Annotated in this window: 17 protein-coding genes; 2 read left to right on the top strand and 15 right to left on the bottom strand. The window is 40.3% G+C overall.

All coding sequences use genetic code 11. The features are described 5' to 3' along the window. Positions 1-104: 104 nt before the first annotated feature. Both pyk and dnaE read right to left on the bottom strand, forming a co-directional pair. Positions 105-1,865, bottom strand: coding sequence for a pyruvate kinase (gene pyk / locus FC87_RS03920; protein ID WP_054689776.1), 1,761 nt, complete (start codon positions 1,863-1,865; stop codon positions 105-107). 103 nt (positions 1,866-1,968) lie between these two features. Continuing rightward, a complete protein-coding gene (gene dnaE / locus FC87_RS03915; RefSeq protein WP_056961685.1) occupies positions 1,969-5,307 on the bottom strand; it encodes a DNA polymerase III subunit alpha in 3,339 nt (1,112 codons plus the stop codon). 129 nt (positions 5,308-5,436) lie between these two features. Between dnaE and FC87_RS03910 the strand changes: the two genes are divergently transcribed. Beyond that, complete coding sequence (locus tag FC87_RS03910; RefSeq protein ID WP_009167208.1) at positions 5,437-5,625, top strand: DUF2929 family protein; 189 nt, start codon at positions 5,437-5,439, stop codon at positions 5,623-5,625. A 59-nt stretch (positions 5,626-5,684) separates the two neighbouring features. On the opposite strand, the gene FC87_RS03905 is transcribed toward FC87_RS03910, so the two are convergent. The 12 genes from FC87_RS03905 to rpsU all read right to left on the bottom strand — a co-directional run bounded on the left by FC87_RS03905 (position 5,685) and on the right by rpsU (position 17,513). Beyond that, positions 5,685-6,494 (bottom strand): Nif3-like dinuclear metal center hexameric protein, encoded by an 810-nt coding sequence (locus tag FC87_RS03905; protein WP_056961683.1) that lies wholly within the window; start codon positions 6,492-6,494, stop codon positions 5,685-5,687. Further along, a complete protein-coding gene (locus FC87_RS03900; RefSeq protein ID WP_054689779.1) occupies positions 6,491-7,180 on the bottom strand; it encodes a tRNA (adenine(22)-N(1))-methyltransferase in 690 nt (229 codons plus the stop codon). The genes FC87_RS03905 and FC87_RS03900 overlap by 4 nt, the downstream gene beginning before the upstream one ends. A 61-nt stretch (positions 7,181-7,241) precedes the next feature. Next, complete coding sequence (gene rpoD / locus FC87_RS03895; RefSeq protein ID WP_009167211.1) at positions 7,242-8,447, bottom strand: RNA polymerase sigma factor RpoD; 1,206 nt, start codon at positions 8,445-8,447, stop codon at positions 7,242-7,244. A 13-nt stretch (positions 8,448-8,460) separates the two neighbouring features. Further along, positions 8,461-10,290, bottom strand: coding sequence for a DNA primase (dnaG, locus tag FC87_RS03890; RefSeq protein ID WP_056961681.1), 1,830 nt, complete (start codon positions 10,288-10,290; stop codon positions 8,461-8,463). Positions 10,291-10,310: 20 nt separating this feature from the next. Continuing rightward, positions 10,311-12,380, bottom strand: a complete 2,070-nt coding sequence (gene glyS / locus FC87_RS03885) for a glycine--tRNA ligase subunit beta (RefSeq protein WP_056961679.1) — start codon at positions 12,378-12,380, stop codon at positions 10,311-10,313. After that, positions 12,380-13,342: a glycine--tRNA ligase subunit alpha gene (gene glyQ, locus FC87_RS03880; protein ID WP_054689790.1), complete on the bottom strand. Its 963-nt coding sequence runs from the start codon at positions 13,340-13,342 to the stop codon at positions 12,380-12,382. Before glyQ ends, glyS begins: the two co-directional genes overlap by 1 nt. Positions 13,343-13,625: 283 nt before the next feature. Then, complete coding sequence (gene recO / locus FC87_RS03875; protein WP_054689793.1) at positions 13,626-14,390, bottom strand: DNA repair protein RecO; 765 nt, start codon at positions 14,388-14,390, stop codon at positions 13,626-13,628. Positions 14,391-14,402: 12 nt separating this feature from the next. Next, the gene (gene era / locus FC87_RS03870; RefSeq protein ID WP_009167216.1) at positions 14,403-15,314 is read right to left on the bottom strand and encodes a GTPase Era; all 912 of its coding nucleotides are present in this window, start codon (positions 15,312-15,314) and stop codon (positions 14,403-14,405) included. A 23-nt stretch (positions 15,315-15,337) separates the two neighbouring features. Further along, positions 15,338-15,739, bottom strand: a complete 402-nt coding sequence (locus tag FC87_RS03865) for a diacylglycerol kinase (protein ID WP_054689796.1) — start codon at positions 15,737-15,739, stop codon at positions 15,338-15,340. Further along, entirely contained in the window at positions 15,717-16,199 is a 483-nt protein-coding gene (gene ybeY, locus FC87_RS03860; protein ID WP_035421330.1) for an rRNA maturation RNase YbeY, read from the bottom strand. The genes FC87_RS03865 and ybeY overlap by 23 nt, the downstream gene beginning before the upstream one ends. Then, positions 16,199-17,185, bottom strand: coding sequence for a PhoH family protein (locus FC87_RS03855; protein ID WP_035421332.1), 987 nt, complete (start codon positions 17,183-17,185; stop codon positions 16,199-16,201). The genes ybeY and FC87_RS03855 overlap by 1 nt, the downstream gene beginning before the upstream one ends. A gap of 127 nt (positions 17,186-17,312) precedes the next feature. Next, the gene (gene rpsU, locus FC87_RS03850) at positions 17,313-17,513 is read right to left on the bottom strand and encodes a 30S ribosomal protein S21 (protein WP_035421333.1); all 201 of its coding nucleotides are present in this window, start codon (positions 17,511-17,513) and stop codon (positions 17,313-17,315) included. 175 nt (positions 17,514-17,688) lie between these two features. On the opposite strand from rpsU, the gene FC87_RS03845 reads away from it, so the two are divergent. After that, positions 17,689-18,489, top strand: a complete 801-nt coding sequence (locus FC87_RS03845) for a pyruvate, water dikinase regulatory protein (RefSeq protein ID WP_056961677.1) — start codon at positions 17,689-17,691, stop codon at positions 18,487-18,489. Between the two features lies 1 nt (position 18,490). On the opposite strand, the gene FC87_RS03840 is transcribed toward FC87_RS03845, so the two are convergent. Then, complete coding sequence (locus FC87_RS03840) at positions 18,491-19,396, bottom strand: deoxyribonuclease IV (protein WP_056961675.1); 906 nt, start codon at positions 19,394-19,396, stop codon at positions 18,491-18,493.

Here is a 19,396-nt window from a genome sequence, read left to right as displayed (position 1 = left end):
ATCGTATTTATCTAAAGTTTTTCTTAAAATTAATTTAAACCAAACATAAAAAGGAGGGTCTAAGCAGACTTAGACCCTCCTCTTATGGTACATAACTGGATTAATTAGTCATTTTTAGCTTGATTACCTTGATACACAATACCGCGTCGTGCATCAACTGTAACTAACTCGCCATCACTAATGCTATTAGTAGCATCATTAGCAGCTACGATTACTGGAATATCAAGTGAGATCCCAACAACCGCGGCATATGAAGTTAAGCCACCAGTTTCAACTACAATTGCACTAGATTTTTTCATTGCTGGCAAATAGTCTTTATTCGTATCCTTAACTACTAAGACACTGCCATCTGCTGTTTTAGCAACGGCATCTTTAGCATCTTTGGCAACAACGGCCTTTCCAATTACCGTTTCATCACCAACACTTTGACCTTGAGCTAACTTAGTTCCAATTAATTGAACCCGAATCGTATTAGTAGTCCCTTCGTCACCTAAAGGTACTCCAGTAGTCACAATGATTTCTTCGCCTTCTTTAGCTAGGCCGGTTTCAACGGCTTTAGCAGTGGCAAGGTTAATCATGGCTTCTAATGATTCTGGCTTGTCAACTAGCACTGGTTTAACAGCGTAATTAACTGTCAAACCACGACGAACTCGATCATCAAAAGTTAGGGCTAGGATGTTTGCGTCAGGGTGATACTTAGAAATCATCCGAGCTGTGTAACCAGAACCGGTCGCAGCTACAATCGTATGAATGTCCATGTCTTTAGCAATCCGTGCTACTGATTCGCCCAATGCTTCGGTCACATCGCTATTATGGAAAACTGGACGTGGTGTACCAAATTCCTTGAAATGATCGTCAGATTTCTTATCAATTCGACTCATCATCGCAACGGAAGCCACTGGATAGTCACCGTTGGCACTCTCACCAGAAAGCATGGTAGCGTCAGTTCCATCATAAACAGCATTTGCAACGTCAGAAACTTCTGCACGTGTTGGTCGAGGTTCTTCTTGCATGGAATCCAACATTTGCGTAGCAGTAATCACTGGTTTGCCAGCTTCATTACAAATCTTAATTAGTCGTTTCTGAACAACTGGGACGTTTTCTGGTGGAATCTCCACTCCCATGTCACCACGGGCAATCATCAGACCATCAGAAACCTTGATGATTTCATTAAAGTTGTCAATTCCTTCTTGGGACTCAATCTTTGGAAAGATTTGAACATCCTGCATATCTTTTTCTTCGAGGAGAGCTCGAATATCGAGGATGTCCTGTGGCTTTCTAACAAAGGAAGCAGCAATGTAGTTAATCCCATGCTCACAACCAAAGCGAATATCATCAGAATCTTTTTCAGTAATTCCCGGTAAATTAATTGAAACTCCCGGAGCATTAACTCCCTTACGTGATCCTAAGACCCCGTCATTAATGACTTCAACAATTAATTCGCGATTTTGGTCATCTTTTTCTAAGATTTTAGTATCTAACAAGCCGTCATCAAACAAGACGTGCCCACCAATCTTAACATCATCATAGAGACCAGGATAAGTTACTGCAATCTTTTCTTTGGTTCCTTCAAGACTATCGTCCATTGAAATCCGAAACTTTTCCCCAATTTTAAAATCAAGCTTGCCACCTTGTTCGACAGTTGTTCGAATTTCGGCGCCCTTGGTATCTAGCAAAACACCGGCAATCTTACCGGTTTTCTTTTCAGCTTCTCTAACCAAATTCATTCGGGATAAATGTTCCTCATGATCCCCGTGAGAAAAGTTGAAACGAAAAACATTTGCTCCTGCATTCAATAAATCTACAATCGTATTCAAATCATTGGAAGCAGGTCCAAGCGTGCTAACGATTTTAGTTCTCTTCATAAAAGCCTCTCCTTTTTTGCAGCCCATAAATCACTAGGCTACTGCTTTAGAATCCATTTGTATTGTATCACGTTTACCCAGGATTGTCTTGATTCATTAAAAATCACTGTAAGACAACATTAGCTGCTCCAAACAAACCTTGAAGATGCTGCAAGACAGCGTCAGTTGCCTTAACTCGATACTTAGAAGGCAATAACTGTTTCTGGTCAGTTTTAACACGATACAAAACGACCGGACAATCACCTTGATGGCTTACTAAGTATTGCTGTAATTGCTGCAGTTGAGCCGGTTGATCGTTAGCCTCGTTTAATCGAATAAATAATTTTTGCTGCACTGGACCGCTAACCCGACTGGCGTTCGCAGCTGGTTCAATCTGATTAACAATTAATTGTAACCCGCGCCGCTCTTCTACAGTTCCCTGGACAAGAACTACGATATTAGGCTTTAACCAACTACTGATTTCTCGATAAAGTTGCGGAAAAATCGTTAGGTCGATGGTCGTAAACTGATCTCCAGCATTGATAAAGGCCATTAACTGTCCCCGTTTCGTCCGAACTGTCTTGATGTGAGATATTAGTAAAATCAGTTTTACCGTTTTGGTCGTTGGTTGTAAATCTGACGTACGAATTGCATGTGATTTTTTTCTTAATTCTTCATAGCGTTCCACCGGATGCCCCGATAAGTAAGTGCCAAGATACTCATTTTCAAAATTAGTTTTTTCCCAATCTTGAAAATCTGGTTTATGACTAATTTCAACTTCCATTCCCGGCAAATCTGCCAGCAATGAACCAGAAAATTCAGCCGAACTAAGAATTTTAGGCAATGCGGCAACTACCTCATGCCGATTATAACCAAATTCATCTAGTGCCCCCGTATAAGCCAAGGCCTGTAACTGGTCTTCCTTTTGAAACTTTGGTGGCAACTGTTGGACAAATTGAACTAAACTTGTAAAGTTGCCTTGCTCCTTGCGCAAGGCCAGAATTTCTTTAATAAAATCGGATCGCAAGCCCTTAATCGCCTGAAATCCAAACCGAATGCTTCCCTGCTGATAGGTAAAATCAGCGTTACTATGGTTTAAACTGGGATTTAGTACTGATAAGTCATTGTCCTTTGCCTCTTGAATATAGGTCTTGATTTTAGCAAAGTTTCCAACCACCGAATTCAATAGCGCTACAAAAAATGGACCAGGAAAATGGACCTTTAAATAGGCTAATTCAAATGCCATCTTACTATAAGCAACCGCATGAGATTTATTAAAACCATAGCTGGCAAAGCGCTCGATATAATCAAAAGTCGTGGTGGCCGTCTGCTCACTGTATTTTTTTGCAAGCGCCCCCTGCATAAAACGTTGGCGCATGGACTCCATCTCTTGATGGTGCTTCTTGCTCATTGCTCGACGCAAAACGTCAGCTTGTGCCAGTGAAAAACCAGCCATTGCTGCTGCCAATTGCATCACTTGCTCTTGATAAACAATAATGCCGTAGGTTGAGCTTAAAATTTCTTTAATTGTTTGGTTTGGATAATCAACTGCTTCCAAGCCATCTTTTCGCGCAATAAAGGTATCAATATTTTCCATCGGGCCGGGACGATACAAGGCATTCACCGCTGCAATTAATTCAAAGGAATCAGGATGCATACGTCGCAAAACATTTTTAATGCCAGCCGATTCAAATTGAAATACCCCATTTGTTTTACCCGCTTGAAATAATTGTAAAGTCCGTTCGTCTTCTAAGCTAATCTTAGTCACATCAAATTCTGCATCAAACTGCTGATGAACCAACGTTAGGATATGGTTCATGATTGATAAGTTTCGCAAACCCAAAAAGTCAATTTTTAATAACCCAACATCTTCTACATAATATTTTGAGTACTGGGTCATCAAAAGCCCCTCATTACCATTTTGTAATGGAGCTTTCTTAACGATTGGTTCATCACTCAAAATTAGCCCCGCAGCATGCGTCGAATAGTGTCGAGGGAGTCCCTCAATTTTTTGAGCCGTTTCAAAGAGCTTCCGATTGGTGTCTGAATCGGCTAATAAATTTCGGAGTTTTTGAGATTCCTTTTCTGCCTGTGTGAGAGTTTCATGTAGTTGCTTGGGAATCGCAGCACTCCAACGATTCATAGTCGTAACTGGTAATCCAAACACGCGCCCCGTGTCCCGCAAGGCTTGCTTGGCTCCCAAAGTACCAAATGTAATAATCTGTGCAACCCGATCATTTCCATATTTATCATGAACATATTGTAAAATAATTTCTCGTTGTTCATCTGGAATATCTAAGTCAATATCAGGCATCTGGGCCCGTTCTTCATTTAAAAACCGTTCAAACAGCAGATCGTACTTGATTGGATCAACATCGGTAATTTTTAAACAATACGAAACCAACGAGCCCGCAGCAGAACCTCGACCCGGCCCGGTAAGAATGTGGTGCTGATGAGCAAAGTTAATTACATCCCAAACAATCAAAAAATAATCACTAAATCCCATTCGTTCAATTACATCTAATTCATGGTCCAGACGTTGTTGGTATTTAGAATTATCAGCTTGCTGGTTACTAAGGCGCTTTTGCAGACCAGCTTGACAGAGTCTCCTTAAATAAGCAACTGCGGGCTGAGCATTAGGAGTTTGGTAAGTTGGCAATTGAGGAGCTTGCTTTATAATTTCAACCTGACATGCAGCAGCTACTTGCGCATTTACTTCTAATGCAGCAACTAATCCTCTGTTTTGATACTTTTGTTCAATTAATTCTACGGGGGGTAGCCAATTGGATCCAAGGGAGGGAGTCTGATTGATATCCGACATGGTTGACCCAGTTGCAATTGACTGGAGTACGTGAGTATAAAATGCATCTTCCGCTTGCAGATACTGAGTTTCTTGTAAAGCAATTAATTCTAGGTGGTTATCGGCAGTCAGCTTAGTTCGAAGTTGCAACTCCTCGTTTGAAATGGTGGGAGTGACTCCTAGCTTAATAGTTTCAGGTGCCGCCACCGCTAAGAGTTCCTGTAGGGCTGCTTGAGCTTGATCTATTCGTTGATAAGAAATTAGGCTATTAACCTCACTAGTCTCTGGTAAGAGAATAAATAGTCCCTGTAATAATTCAGGTGTTAACTGCTGCCAAGCAAGTGGAGCCGACTGAGTCATTTTTAGCGTAGAAAGTTGCAATAGATGCTGATAACCATTCTGATTTCTAGCTAATAATAACAGCTGATAATGATGTTCAACAGAAACGCTACCTGCGACCGTTAGCTCCAGTCCAATAATTGGATGTAATCCTTCTTTTATGGCCGTCTGGTAAAAAGCCACCGCTCCATACAAAACATTTTGATCAGTTAGTGCGAGTGTCTGATACCCTTTTTGCTTAGCATTACTAATTAGCTGGGGAATAGTGGTCGTACTTTGTAATAAGCTATAGGAACTTAAATTTTGTAATGCTGCATACGCCATTAATTAATCTCCTTCATCATTAATTCTTTATAATCATTATAGCAAAGAACTTTTATGATTGATGGCTAGGTCGTTCGTTGCAATTTTAAAAAATAGTGCTAGACTTAGCGCATGTAAGGAGGGGTGAAGATGAAGACAATTGCTGCAAATTTAACCACACTTTTTTGGGGAATTGTTTATGGCGAAATCATTGGCTACATTGGTTCCGCCCTGGTGCAATCAACCTTTACTAAAACAATTGCCATTAACGTTGCTATCGTCGGTGGTTTAATCGCCCTAATTGGAATTAATCTATTAAAATTAGTTATAAAACCATAATGATTTGGAAATTAAAAAGAACCCAATGAGCTGACTAGCTGTGCTTGTTGGGTCCTTTTTTAATTGAAGTAAAAAGGATCAGTTCTAATTTCAGAAGCTTGCACTTCAATTCCCCATTTGAACTTTTTATTCCAATTGGAAAACATCGTTTTTAGCTGTTCCTTACAGATACTTTCGATATGATGCCCCGGATCAAGGACGGTTAGTCCCTTTGCCACCATCTCTTGGGTGATATGATATGATAGATCGCCAGTTAGATAAGCATCTGCGCCTGCTTCCAGCGATGCAGGATAAAACTTACCACCAGTTCCCCCTAATACTGCAATCTTTTGAACTTTTTTTTGCAAAGTGGCGGTTGCATAGCGCAAATGATCCACACCCAACCGTTGCTTACAAAGTTCAACTAGTTCAGCTACTGTAACTGGTTGGTTTAAATACCCAACTCGCCCCAACGACAACATTTCACCTTGCACCGGAGCGGCATCAGGCACCAATCCTGAGACTTGCTGTAATTGTAGCGCTGCTGTTAACCAATCGTTCATTCCACCTGGAGCCTTATCTAAATTAGTATGTGCGGAATAAACATTAATATGATGTCTAAGCAAGTTTGCATACATTTTCGTTTGTGGATCAGCCTCGTCTAAATTACGAGCTGGGAAAAAAATCAGCGGATGATGGGCAACAATGAAGTCACAATCTGAATCAATGGCTTCTTGTACTACTGCTGGGCTGACATCTAATGTGGTCAATAATTTATGCACAACCGCCTCTCGATTTCCCAGCTGAAATCCAGTTGGATCACCCGCTTCTTTAAAGACGAGCGGAGCAAATTTTTCAAACTGATCAACTATGGTTTGAACCGTAGTCATGATAATACCTCCTGAATTTCTCTGCGACGACGCCTAATTGCTTGAACTCTGGCTTGATTTTCTCCTGCGGCTAATTGATCAATGATCAAATCAAGTTTAACTATGCGCTTTTCCCATTTTTTCGTGAAAATTTCATTGTGAGCTCGGCGTAACAAAGGACCAAATAACAAATCTTTTCGGTCATAATTAACTGGAACTGACGTATAACTAGCTGCGATTACTTCATAATAATGACCGCCGTCAAAAATAATTTGCTCTTGCTTAATTCGATAGTGATGTGCGACTAGCCAAGTGCGCACTAAATCTTCATCAATATTTGGTTGTAACACCAACTGCGGATGATCCTGCAAATGAGACTGTCCACGCTGTAAAATATCAGCAATTAGTGCCCCTCCCATCCCAGCGATGGTAATTGTTTGACAATGATCAGAGGACTTGAGCACCGTTAGCCCATCTCCTAGCCGCGCTTGCATACGAGCTTGTAAATGCAACCGGTCAATTTCAGTTTGCGCATTGTGTAAGGGGCCACTGCGAAGTTCTCCGGCAACTGCCCGTTGAACTCGTCCGGTTTGTACCAGAAAGGCTGGTAAATAGGCATGATCGGAACCAATATCTGCTAATAAAGTAGCTGGTTCAACCACATCAGCAACTGCTTGTAATCGTTTAGAAAGATGCTTCGCATCCATGGGATTCACTCCTATATGTGAAAAAGCAGCGCACCGAAAACTGGCCGCTGCTTTAAAAATTTTAATCTAAGAAATCTTTTAATTGTTTGCTGCGTGAAGGATGCCGAAGCTTTCGAAGCGCCTTGGCCTCAATCTGGCGAATCCGTTCGCGCGTCACACCAAAGACTTTTCCGACTTCTTCTAAAGTTCTCGTTCGCCCATCGTCAAGCCCAAACCGTAACCGTAAAACGTTTTCTTCACGATCAGTCAACGTGTCCAATACACTTTCTAGTTGTTCCTTGAGTAATTCATAGGAAGCATGATCCTCAGGACTAGTGGCCTCTTTGTCCTCAATAAAATCACCTAGATGGGAATCGTCCTCTTCACCAATTGGAGTTTCTAGTGAAACTGGCTCTTGCGAAATTTTCATGATATTACGAACTTTTGCGGTTGGCATATCCATTTCTGCCCCAATTTCAATTGGGAGTGGCTCTCTGCCAAGATCCTGGAGCAGTTGGCGTTGAACTCGAATTAGTTTGTTAATAGTTTCAACCATATGCACTGGAATACGAATCGTCCGCGCTTGATCAGCAATTGCTCGAGTAATTGCTTGACGAATCCACCAAGTAGCATACGTTGAAAATTTAAAACCCTTGCGGTAATCAAATTTTTCGACAGCTTTCATTAATCCCATATTGCCTTCTTGGATTAAATCTAAAAACTGCATGCCACGACCAACGTACCGTTTTGCAATCGAGACAACCAATCGTAAATTAGCCTCCGCTAATTCTTGCTTAGCATCTTCGTCTCCCTGTTCAATGCGCAGTGCCAATTGCACTTCTTCATCTGCTGTTAGTAGTGGAACTCGTCCAATTTCTTTGAGATACATGCGAACTGGATCATTGATTTTAACCCCTTTAGAACTAGAGGCATTTTTTAACTCTTTTTGCGTAACTTTCTTTGCAGCTTTCAGTGCTCTAGGATCAGGTTCTCCATTTTCATCAACAATACTAATCCCATCGTCTTCAATCTTTTCCATTAATTCATCCATTTGCTTCTTTTTCAAAGTAAATGGATCCTGAAATTCCGTTTCTAACACGGCATAACTAACATGACCAATTTTTTTATATTTTTTTATTAGCGCATTATATACCTTTCGATAATTAGTTTTATCGAAATCTTTCTTTAAAGCTTTGGTTGTCTCGGACTTTTTAGCCCGCGTTTTTTTCTTAGGAGCAACAGCCTTTTTTTTAAGCGTTTGTGTTTTCTTTGCCTCTTGTTCTGCCATCGATAATCCTCCTCTAATCGTTAGATGTCCGCAACTGATCTAATTGGCGATGCAAGCGAATTAATTCACTTGCAAGTTTAAGTTGTTGCAGTTCATCGCCGATTTGACCCGCACTATCAAATTCTTGCTTCAGCTGGTTAATTTTGCTAACTAATGGTGCACTTTCAGTTATCATTTTAACACAGTCCGTCGCCGCTTCTTCGTTATCTAGTTGCTCATCGTTATCAATTTCTAATTCCGCCAAAACTGACTGTAACTTGGGTTCCTTCACAAAGTCGCTAAATTCAGCAGATTGATAGCGGGCATGCGTTCGAAAATATTCCTGAGCAAATAGGTATAATTGCTGATATTGATCATGAATAAAGTTAAAAGTCGGGTTTGCTACTACTTGATCCCAAACACTAGAATTATAAAACATTGCCATTAGCAAATGCCGTTCAGCATTTTCTATTCTAGAATAATGCCGTTCAGCAAGCTGGGGAGCTTGCTGCGAATGTTGATTATGCAACTTACTCGAATGGTTTTTGCGAGACTGATCAGGTAAGTTTCCAAGTTGTTTGCGTAATGAATCAAACGGCAAGTCTACATCAGCAGATAATTCTTTGAGATAAACATCTTGCGTAACCCCCGGTTTGGTATTGGCAATTTGTTGCAACGCTTGATTTACATAATTAAGTTTGTCAACGTCATTATTTAAATTAAACTGGGTTTTTAAAAAATTGAGTTTGAATTTCAAGGCCGGTTCTTGTGCTTTTGAAATTACCTCACGAAACCGTTTTGGTCCTGCTGTTCGCCGAAATTCATCTGGGTCTACTCCATTGGGCATTTGAATGACATTGACTTCAAAGCTATCCTGTTGAGTTAATAAATCAATTGCACGATTAGTTGCTTTTTGACCGGGTTGATCCCCATCGTAACAAACACAGATTTGACTAGTAACTTTTTTAAACTCATAAATCTGTTCCTCGGTTAAACTGGTTCCCATCGAAGCAACTCCGTTGAATACCTCAGCTTGATATGCAGAAATCACATCCATAAAACCCTCAAACAGGATTAATCGTTGGGTTTTACGTACAGCAGGTTTAGCTAAATCAAGATTATAGATGACCTTCCGCTTGTTAAAAAGTTCTGTCTCAGGACTATTTAAATATTTTGGTTGCTGTTCATTTTGTTGCAATAATCTTCCGGAAAAACCAATCGGTGCCCCCTGCGGATTACGAATTGGAAACATCAGCCGATTAACAAATCGATCAGTTAATTCTCCAGCTTGATTTTCAATGAATAGCCCGGTCTTCCGTAAAGTTTGATAGTCAGTCTGTTGTTCTTTAAAAAAGGGCTGGAGAACCCTTTCTGATGGAGCAAAGCCTAGCTGAAAAGTTTCAATCATTTCAGCGCTAATCTGCCGTTTTTTTAAATATTCTCGTGCAGGAGCACCAGCCTTAGTATTTACTAGAATATGATGATAAAAACGAGTTGCTGCTTCATGAACCGAGAACAGCGGTCGAAGTTGCTGTTCACGAGCCGATGGTTGCTGCGCTTGAACCAGTTCATCTGGCAGCTGCATACCACCAGCCTTACCAACTGCTTGAACGGCCTCAGTGAAAGAAAGTCCCTCTAATTCCATTAGAAAAGTAAAAACATTTCCCCCACGGCCACAACTAAAGCAATGAAAAATTTGTTTTTCTTCATTAACTGAAAATGATGGTGTGCGTTCTTCATGAAAGGGACATAACCCAAAAAAATTCTTTCCAGCCTTTTTCAATTGCACATGTTGTCCAACAATATCCAAAATATTGACGCTACTTCTAATTTTTTCAATCGTCTCTTCTGGAATTTTCACCATCAAATTCACCACTTTTCAGATTATTTGGTCATTATATGGTCAACGCTAGCGAATTCATTAATAATCCTTGCTAACCGATTCATTTCTGCCAGACGGTTCGCTTTTAAATTCTGATTTTCGGCCATAATCATGGTTTTTTCAAAATAGTCATTAATTACTGGTCGTAAATTAGCCAGTTGTTGATAGTCACTTGCTACCGATTTTTGCGAGAAATCATTTTGAAGCTGGTCAACTGCCCCATGTAATGCCACTTCAGCCTCGTTTTCAAACAACAATGGATCAATTGTTGCAAATGATCCTGCTTGCTTACTAGCAATCCTGGTCACCCGACTCAAAGCTTCAATGTTTGCTTTGAAATCAGCTTTGTTTTGTTGCTTTTGTAACTCGTTAGCACTGGAAATCATAAAACAAATATCGGTACTCGTCGATGCAGTTGCAGCGTTAACAAGGTCATAGCGCACTTCGGTATCCTTTAGAAATCGTTTAATCCGTTCCTTTAGAAATGAAATTACTTGAGGAATCACTGGCGCTTGTTCCACCTTGGGACTAAATTGCTTGCGAGCTTCAGTTTGGACAACTTCATTTAACAGCACATCCAGTGGCAACTGCCAGTGTTGCTGATAAACAATGCTGACGATACCGGCGGCCTGGCGCCGTAACGCATAGGGATCATTAGAACCACTAGGCACCATTTTAGCTGCAAAAAAAGTTAGAATACTATCTAATTTATCTGCAACGGCTAAGACTGCTCCAATCTTGGTAGCGGGTAACGCTCCCCCCGCAACATTCGGCAAATAATGTTCACGGATTGCAGTTGCCACTGCAGGGCTTTCCCCCTGTAATAATGCATATTTTTCTCCCATTATTCCTTGTAGCTCCGAGAACTCCCCAACCATTTCGGTAACAAGATCAAACTTGTAGATGGAAGCGGCCCGCTGTAATTCAGCTAATTCTGGTTGGCTCAGACCCACCTGCTTACCAATTAAAGCGGTAATGACCTGAACCCGCTCCATTTTTTCATACATTGTTGAAATTTGGTCATGAAAACTAACTTCTTTTAATTTAGTAACAAAATCGGCAATCGAATGCTTTTGATCTTCTTCATAGAAAAATGCCGCATCATATAAGCGAGCAGCTAATACCTTTTCGTTTCCTTGGATTACGTTTTCCAAATGATCTCGATTACCATTACGCACCGAAATGAAATAAGGTAATAGTTGATTTTTTTCATCTTCAACATAAAAGAAACGCTGGTGATTACGCATTGAGGTAATTAAAACCTCCCGCGGGATGGTTAAAAAGTGCTGGTCAAATTGACCGTAAAAACTAGTTGGCCATTCAACCAAATTGTTCACTTCTTCTAACAGCTGCGCATCAAGATTAACTTGCCATCCTTGTTCGCGAGCAATTGCCATGATCTGATCCTTGATTCGTTGCTTTCTTTGCTGAGCATCGGCAAGGACAAAGACCTCTTCTAACGCTGCTTGGTAATCTTGTGCCTGCTTTAGTTCTAACGGATGCCCCAAGAAACGATGTCCTTGGGTCGTTCGACCCGCCTGAATATCAACCAGTTGCATTGGAACGATTTCCGTATCCAATAGAGCCACTAACCATTTAATGGGTCGGACAAACTGAAATTGGTGAGTCCCCCATCTCATCATCGTGGGAAAATTAAGTGAGGCGATTACATTTGGTAACTGCGATAAAATTGTAACGGCTGGTTGACCCGTAACATGCTTATTAGCAAATACATACGCCACCCCTTTAACCTCTTTAATCACTAAGTCATCTGGCTGAATTCCCTGACTATGAGCAAAACCTAAAGCGGCCTTACTCCAACCATTATCAGTTCGTGCTATTTTTTCAGAAGGACCCTTGACCTCTGTATCACTATCAGGCTGCCGATCAGCTAAACCACTAATTTGCAGTGCCAACCGACGTGGTGTTGAAAATTTCTTTAACCCGGTGAACGTCAGCCGCTCTGCTTTTAGGTAGTTTGTGACTTTTTGGGCTAACTGATCCACACTAGCGGTTACCACATTTGCTGGTAATTCTTCAAGACCAATCTCTAATAAAAAATCGTGTGTCATTAGTTTTTACCTCCCGAAGTCTGTTTTACAGAGTGCGGATGCTGAGCATCATATTTTTCCTGGGCAGCATGTCGTTGATCATCATCTTGAATTAACGGGAAGCCCAACTTGCGTCGTGCTAAAACAAAGGCCTGAGCCAAACCGTGGGCCATTTTTCGAATTCGAGCTAAGTAACCAGCTCGTTCGGTTACAGAAACTGCCCCGCGAGCGTCAAGCAAGTTAAAAGTGTGACTGCACTTTAAAACATAGTCATAAGCTGGATGAACCAGTCCTAATTTAATCAAGCGCTGAGCTTCATGTTCATAAGCCGTAAATAATTGTTGTAACATTGCTTGATTACTAATTTCAAAACTATATTTGGAATGTTCATATTCTGGCTCTTTAAAGATGTCTCCGTATCGAACACCATCAGCCCATTCTAAATCAAAAACATTATTAACATCTTGGATATATGAGGCCAGCCGCTCCATTCCATAGGTAATTTCGACAGCAACAGGACTCATCGAAAGTCCCCCGACCACTTGAAAATAAGTGAATTGGGTTACTTCCATTCCATCCAACCAAACTTCCCAGCCAACTCCAGCACACCCCATTGAAGGATTTTCCCAATTATCCTCAACAAAGCGAATATCATGTTCTAAAGGATTAATTCCAAGTTCTTTCAATGAAGTCAGATAAAGCTCCTGAATATTATCGGGCGAAGGCTTCATCAAAACTTGAAATTGATGGTGTTGGTAAAGCCGGTTGGGATTCTTACCATAACGACCATCAGCTGGTCGCCTGGAAGGCTCAACGTAGCAGACGTTCCAAGGCTCTGGACCAATTGCTCGCAAAAAAGTAAAGGGACTCATCGTACCAGCTCCCTTTTCCGTATCATAAGCATCCATAATCATACAACCTTGCTGACTCCAAAATTGTTTTAACTGACTTGCAATTGTTTGTAACGGCATTTTTTTTGGCATTCTGCTACTCCTTTATCGTAACAACTAAAAAAACCTATGCAAAAATAAAAATAATTTTTGCATAGGGACGACTTCATCGCGGTTCCACCCTACTTCTGATCTAATCAGCAGCTTGATTATCTCCGATTCCAAAAGCGCCAACCTGAATTTATCCTGAACCAACTCCCACTACCATGGTCTCGCTGTACATTATCGTATGCAGGTCTTCTTCTGTCATTATCAGTTATTATATTAGTTTTATAATACGCTCTAAAAAAAGTTGCGTCAACGATTCTGCTACGTCTCAGTCTAATTTCCAACGATCCATTTGATCCAAGAAGTGTTTACTTTTGAGATTAATTCCAACCGAACTGTCATAAATCTTATCAAGCACTTGCCGCAACTTTTTTTTCGTCTCACGATTAACTTGAATGTGTGTAATCTTTTTCATATCAATGGCTGAGAATTGCCGTAAATAATAAATTGTTCGTTGATCCAAGTGCATCCGATGTGAGTCTAAAGCAAAATCAGCCGCACACAATAAACCACCGTATTTTTCCGAGTAATCATAAACTGATTTATCCAAACCACAAGCCGCACAGTGATGCCATTCTGGGGCCACTCCAAAAAGCGGAAGCAACTGGATTTCTACAATGTTAGTAATAATTTCTGGATCAAAGCCATTATTGATAAATGTCAAGGCATAGTAGAGGTTCTTAAACCAATGCTGGTCAGCAACGCTATCTGGCAACGCCTGATCAAGCAAACCCATGATATAAGTTGCATAGGCGTTTAGGATAATATCATTACTAATTTGTTCAAAGTTATGAACTTGGTTGCCACTGTCCAAGTAGGATAAACCGTTAGTTTTTAACACCCCTTCGTAGGTTCCATAGCTAAACGGTAAAATCACACTTGCTAGTGGTGCATGTGGCTTAGTCGCTCTGCGAACTAGAAACATTTTTTTCCCAGCGGTTGCTGTCATAAACTTTACTAACATATCAGATTCCCGATATTTTAGCCGATATAACAAAATACCACGAAATTGCCGACTCTTCGTGTTAACCATTTCACCACCCGCTTAGTAATCGTTTTTACGACTGTAACCTAGGTTTTGCAATATTTGGGACTGATCCCGCCAATTTGGTTGAATATGAATCCACAGTTTTAGGTTAGCTTTGCTGCCTAATACCTGTTCAATTTCCCGCCGGGCTCCGATTCGGATGTATTTAATCTTGGCTCCACCATCACCAATAATAATTCGACGTTGTCCTTCCCGTTCGACCATAATTGAAGCCTCAATCTGCAATTTACCATTTTCATTCGGTTTCATCCGATCAACATAAACTGCCACTGAATGAGGCAACTCCTGACTAGTGTTCTCTAAAATTTTTTCTCGAATAATTTCTTGAACAATAAACCGCTCTGGATGATCGGTTATCTGATCTTCCGGGTAATATTGAGGTCCAGCTGGCAGATTCAAAACTAAGTCTTGCAATAATTCATTCACATTATTTCCTTGAAGAGCCGAGATCGGAAAAACTGCTTTCCAATCGTAAGCTTTCTGGTAGGTTGCTAGGATTGGTAATAATTGATCTGGATGAACTTGATCAATTTTGTTAATGACCAAATAGACAGGTGCCTTGGTATTTTGTAGCTGTTTGATTAAATAATTGTCACCAGCTCCCCTAGTCTCTGTGGCACTAACCATGAGGATGATGGCATCGACTTCTTGTAGTGATGACAAAGCCGCATCATCCATATATTCATCCAGTTTCGTATGTGGTTTGTGCACCCCCGGAGTATCTAAGAAAACAATCTGAGCCTGCTTGGTTGTATATACTCCCTGGATTTTATTTCGTGTAGTTTGCGCTTTCGAACTCATAATCGCAATTTTTTGACCAATTACACGGTTTAAAAATGTTGATTTTCCAACATTGGGACGACCAATGATGGCTACAAATCCAGATTTATATTGTTTAGTTTGTGTCATTATTTACCTCAATTAGCTGATTTTCAAAACCAAAAATGACTAAGCGGTGGTCCTAACACGATTAATCCCACAATCAATGCTAACACCGCTGCTAGCAAGACGAAGCCAGCAGACATATCTTTAACTCGTTTGGCTAGGGGATGATAATGTTTAGCAACAATCAGATCCACCAGCGCCTCAACCGTTGAATTAAAAACTTCTGCAAGTAACACCAAAAAGCAAGCCAAAACCAACCATAAGAGGTGCTCCAGCCCAACATGCAATAACTCCGCCAATATTAAAACAACGACTGTCGCAACCAAATGAAAGCGAAAATTGCGTTCTCCCCAAAAAACAGCCTGTAGTCCCTGCAACGCATGCTGTAAAGATTGACAAAAGCTTTTATTTTTCCCCGTTTGATACTTATTTTGTGAGTCCATAGGCATCTAAAATCTTTCTTTGTAAAGCAAACATCACTTGTTCGTCAGCTGGTTCCATATGATCGTAACCGTTTAAATGTAAAAAACCATGGACTAATAAAAATCCAAGTTCCCGATCTTCAGAATGACCTAAAAAATCCGCCTGCTCTTTAACTTTATCAATACTAACAAATAGATCACCAAGGTTTTCTGGAATTTCTGCTTGAAGTTCGTCATCCATCAAAACTGGAAAGTCATCTTCACTCTGATCTTCCAAGGCAAAACTAATCACATCAGTTGCTCGGTCAACCTGACGATATTCACGATTAATTGCTCTAATCCGTTCATTCTTAACAAAAGTAACCGACATTTCCGTATTTTCTTTCAGTTGCAATTGTTTTGCAGCAAAATCCAATAAATCTTTGCTTAAAGTTAACTGGGCATCCGTTATTGCACCATTAGTTTCATCATAAATTTCTAGATCCATTAACTTCTCCCTTGCTGAATGGTTTCTTGTTCCTCATAGGCTTTGATAATTTGTGCCACTACCGGATTACGAACTACATCAGCTGCCGACAGTCGGACAATCGCAATTTCCTTGAGTCCCGCAAAAAGTTTGGGAGCTGTGACCAAGCCACTAGGGGTATTCCCTTTTAAATCAATTTGCTGAATGTCTCCGTTTACAATCATTTTTGACCCAAATCCAAGCCGAGTTAAAAACATTTTCATTTGTTGATTAGTTGTATTTTGCGCTTCATCTAAAATCACAAAGGCATTATTTAAACTTCGACCTCGCATGTAAGCTAACGGAGCGACTTCAATGATGCCCCGCTCAAGCAATCGTTCAGTATGACTACTGCCAAAAATTGCATCTAAAGAATCGTATAATGGTCGCAGATACGGATCTACTTTTTCTTTCAAATCTCCAGGTAAAAACCCTAGGCTTTCACCAGCTTCAACGGCCGGTCGGGTTAAAATGATTTTATCAACTTGTCCTTTTTTTAAGGCAGCTGCAGCCATCACCACTGCTAAATAAGTTTTTCCAGTTCCTGCTGGGCCAATCCCGAAAGTGATGTCATGCGAATTAATCGCCTGAACATACGCTCGCTGCCCAAAATTTTTAACTCGCACGGCCTGCCCGTGTTGGTCTTTAACTAATACCTGATTATACAAGTCAGAGAGCTCTGTAATCCGATTCGTCCTTGCTAACTGAAGGGCAGCAACTACATCACTCTCATTTAGTTTAACTCCACTATGAACCAGCTTTAGCAGATTTAAAAGAATGTCGTGCCCACTTTGCACGGGCTTTTCTTGATGCCCCTCGATTTTAACGTTTCCATTCACATACCTAATTGAGATCGCTAATTCATTTTCAAGTATTTTAATAAACTGATCTTGATTTCCAAATAATACAATCTGATCGTTGGGATTTTCAAGTGCCATTACTTTACTAAATTCAAATTTTTCGTCCAATCAGTTGTCGCTCCCATCCTATTTTCTTTTGATTTTAGCATAATAATTTTATCGATAACAACTTGGATGTGATGTCACTGGTTATGATCCTGTTTTCAAATAAAAAAAGCAATCAAAAGATTGCTTTTTAAAAATTATTACGCCGCTTTTTCTTTTTATTGTTACGTTTCCGAGCTGCTTCAGATTTTAATTTTCGTTTCACACTAGGCTTTTCGTAAAATTCGCGTTTTCGAAATTCCTGGAGAGTACCACTCTTAGAAACGGTACGTTTAAAGCGACGAAGAGCATCATCAAGTGATTCGTTCTTACGAACAACTGTTTTTGACATTTAAAAATCCCTCCCTCCGTGCTTTAATGTGCCAAGTAAATAAAACTCAACGTATTTAATTATAACGTATCCCCAATCACTCGTCAATGATTATAACAGCTTTCTTAAACTAGCATAATCATCACCAAAATGAGCTATACTCTTTAGTAAACATCATCACAGGGAGCTATATTTCATGGAAACTAACTATAACATCTTTATTATTTCCGATTCTAGTGGACAAACCGGCACAAATATTGCTAAAACCGCAATTGCTCAATTTCCAAACGCACATGCTCATCTAAAACAATATCCATTTATTCGTACCAAATCAATTCTAACAGGAATTCTAAAATTAGCCAGCGAACAACAGGCCATTATTTTTCATACATTAGTTGATCCAGAGCTAAGTGAAATGGTTACCCAATTTGCACAAGATCAGCGACTAGAAAGTTTTGATGGAATTCAAACCCCCATCAAGCTAATTTCCCACCGGCTCCAGCGCTCATCTGCCGAAGTGCCCGGCTTAGTGCATAATCTTAATGCTGCCTACTTTAAACGAATTGATGCCATCGAATTTACCGTTGCCAATGATGACGGTCGTAACCCTGACAATCTTTTACATGCTGATATCGTAATTTTAGGCGTTTCTCGCACATCGAAAACCCCGCTCTCACTCTACCTAGCAAATCAAAGTTTTCGTGTTGCTAACTTACCCATTGGACCGGAATTGAAGCTTCCAGAACAAATTTGGAAAGTTCAACCGAACCGAATTTTTGGTCTGACAAATTCGATTGCTAGTCTGCAAAAAATTCGCAAAGAACGGTTGAAAGAATATGGCATTGAAAATGATACTAAGTATTCTAGTGCGCAAAGCATCAAACAAGAATTAGAATATGCCCAACTACTGTATCAAAAAATCGGTTGCTTCTGCATTAATGTGGCTGACAAATCAATTGAAGAAACGGCCACAATTATCACAGAAAAATTAGATTAACCTAATTAACGTTTTTCAGCTTTGCAAAAGCTGTCTCATCGAAGCGCTGTTGTTTTAACATAGCAACCTCAATCCCATGCGGATCAATTTTATTCGTATCATCAACCTTAATAGCCGGAGTTTCCATAATTTTAGGAACCGCAGCTAGTGCCTGATAGTGAGCAATGTAATTAAGTGCTGCAAAACCAATCGTTCCCATCCCAATATTTTCATGACGATCTTTATGACTTGCAAAGGGATTCTTATCATCATTTAAATGAACCACTTTGAGTCGATCAAGTCCAATCGTATCATCAAAATGTTGCATTACCCCATCAAAATCGTTTCTAACATCGTAACCGGCGTCATAAGTATGACAAGTATCAAACGTAACCGATAACTTATCATTTTCAGTCACTCCAGCAATAATTGTAGCGAGCTGTTCAAAGGTCGTTCCCAGCTCGGTCCCTTTTCCAGCCATCGTTTCAAGGGCAATTTGAATCGTCTGATCCTTAGTGATCACCTCATTCAGACCCTTGATAATTTGTTGGATACCAGCTTTTTCACCGGCTCCAACGTGGGCTCCTGGATGCAAAACAATCTGAGTTGCCCCAAGGGCAGTTGCCCGCTTAATTTCTTGTTGTAAAAAATCAATCGCAAAGTGAAAACTTTGCGGTTTTTTGGGATTCCCTAAATTAATAATGTAGGGAGCATGAACCACCACCGACTGTAAGTCGTGTGTTGCCATAAAATTACGACCCTCATCAATTTTTAGTTCATCAAGCGGCTTCCTTTTAGTGTTTTGGGGAGCACCGGTATAAATCATAAAAGTTGTTTCATGATTATTAGTCGCTTCTTCAGCGGATCCTAAGAACATCTTAGGAGCTTTCATGCTTACGTGTGATCCAATCAAAAATTTTTCGTCCAT

Origin of the sequence: Fructilactobacillus florum DSM 22689 = JCM 16035 (genome assembly GCF_001436645.1) — a bacterium.
GTDB classification, from domain to species: Bacteria; Bacillota; Bacilli; order Lactobacillales; family Lactobacillaceae; genus Fructilactobacillus; species Fructilactobacillus florum.
Note: the sequence above shows the minus strand (reverse complement) of the source record. Positions and strands in the feature narration are given on the sequence as shown.

Bases quoted from the DNA above. Each gene is read 5' to 3' on its own strand.
- FC87_RS03865 (WP_054689796.1), bottom strand. From the start codon at position 15,739: ATGCCTATGGACTCACAAAATAAGTATCAAACGGGGAAAAATAAAAGC.
- era (WP_009167216.1), bottom strand. From the start codon at position 15,314: ATGACACAAACTAAACAATATAAATCTGGATTTGTAGCCATCATTGGT.
- FC87_RS03900 (WP_054689779.1), bottom strand. From the start codon at position 7,180: ATGGATGCGAAGCATCTTTCTAAACGATTACAAGCAGTTGCTGATGTG.
- FC87_RS03910 (WP_009167208.1), top strand. From the start codon at position 5,437: ATGAAGACAATTGCTGCAAATTTAACCACACTTTTTTGGGGAATTGTT.
- dnaG (WP_056961681.1), bottom strand. From the start codon at position 10,290: ATGGTGAAAATTCCAGAAGAGACGATTGAAAAAATTAGAAGTAGCGTC.
- FC87_RS03845 (WP_056961677.1), top strand. From the start codon at position 17,689: ATGGAAACTAACTATAACATCTTTATTATTTCCGATTCTAGTGGACAA.
- FC87_RS03840 (WP_056961675.1), bottom strand. From the start codon at position 19,396: ATGGACGAAAAATTTTTGATTGGATCACACGTAAGCATGAAAGCTCCT.
- pyk (WP_054689776.1), bottom strand. From the start codon at position 1,865: ATGAAGAGAACTAAAATCGTTAGCACGCTTGGACCTGCTTCCAATGAT.
- rpsU (WP_035421333.1), bottom strand. From the start codon at position 17,513: ATGTCAAAAACAGTTGTTCGTAAGAACGAATCACTTGATGATGCTCTT.
- dnaE (WP_056961685.1), bottom strand. From the start codon at position 5,307: ATGGCGTATGCAGCATTACAAAATTTAAGTTCCTATAGCTTATTACAA.
- rpoD (WP_009167211.1), bottom strand. From the start codon at position 8,447: ATGGCAGAACAAGAGGCAAAGAAAACACAAACGCTTAAAAAAAAGGCT.
- ybeY (WP_035421330.1), bottom strand. From the start codon at position 16,199: ATGGATCTAGAAATTTATGATGAAACTAATGGTGCAATAACGGATGCC.
- glyQ (WP_054689790.1), bottom strand. From the start codon at position 13,342: ATGCCAAAAAAAATGCCGTTACAAACAATTGCAAGTCAGTTAAAACAA.
- glyS (WP_056961679.1), bottom strand. From the start codon at position 12,380: ATGACACACGATTTTTTATTAGAGATTGGTCTTGAAGAATTACCAGCA.
- FC87_RS03905 (WP_056961683.1), bottom strand. From the start codon at position 6,494: ATGACTACGGTTCAAACCATAGTTGATCAGTTTGAAAAATTTGCTCCG.
- recO (WP_054689793.1), bottom strand. From the start codon at position 14,390: ATGGTTAACACGAAGAGTCGGCAATTTCGTGGTATTTTGTTATATCGG.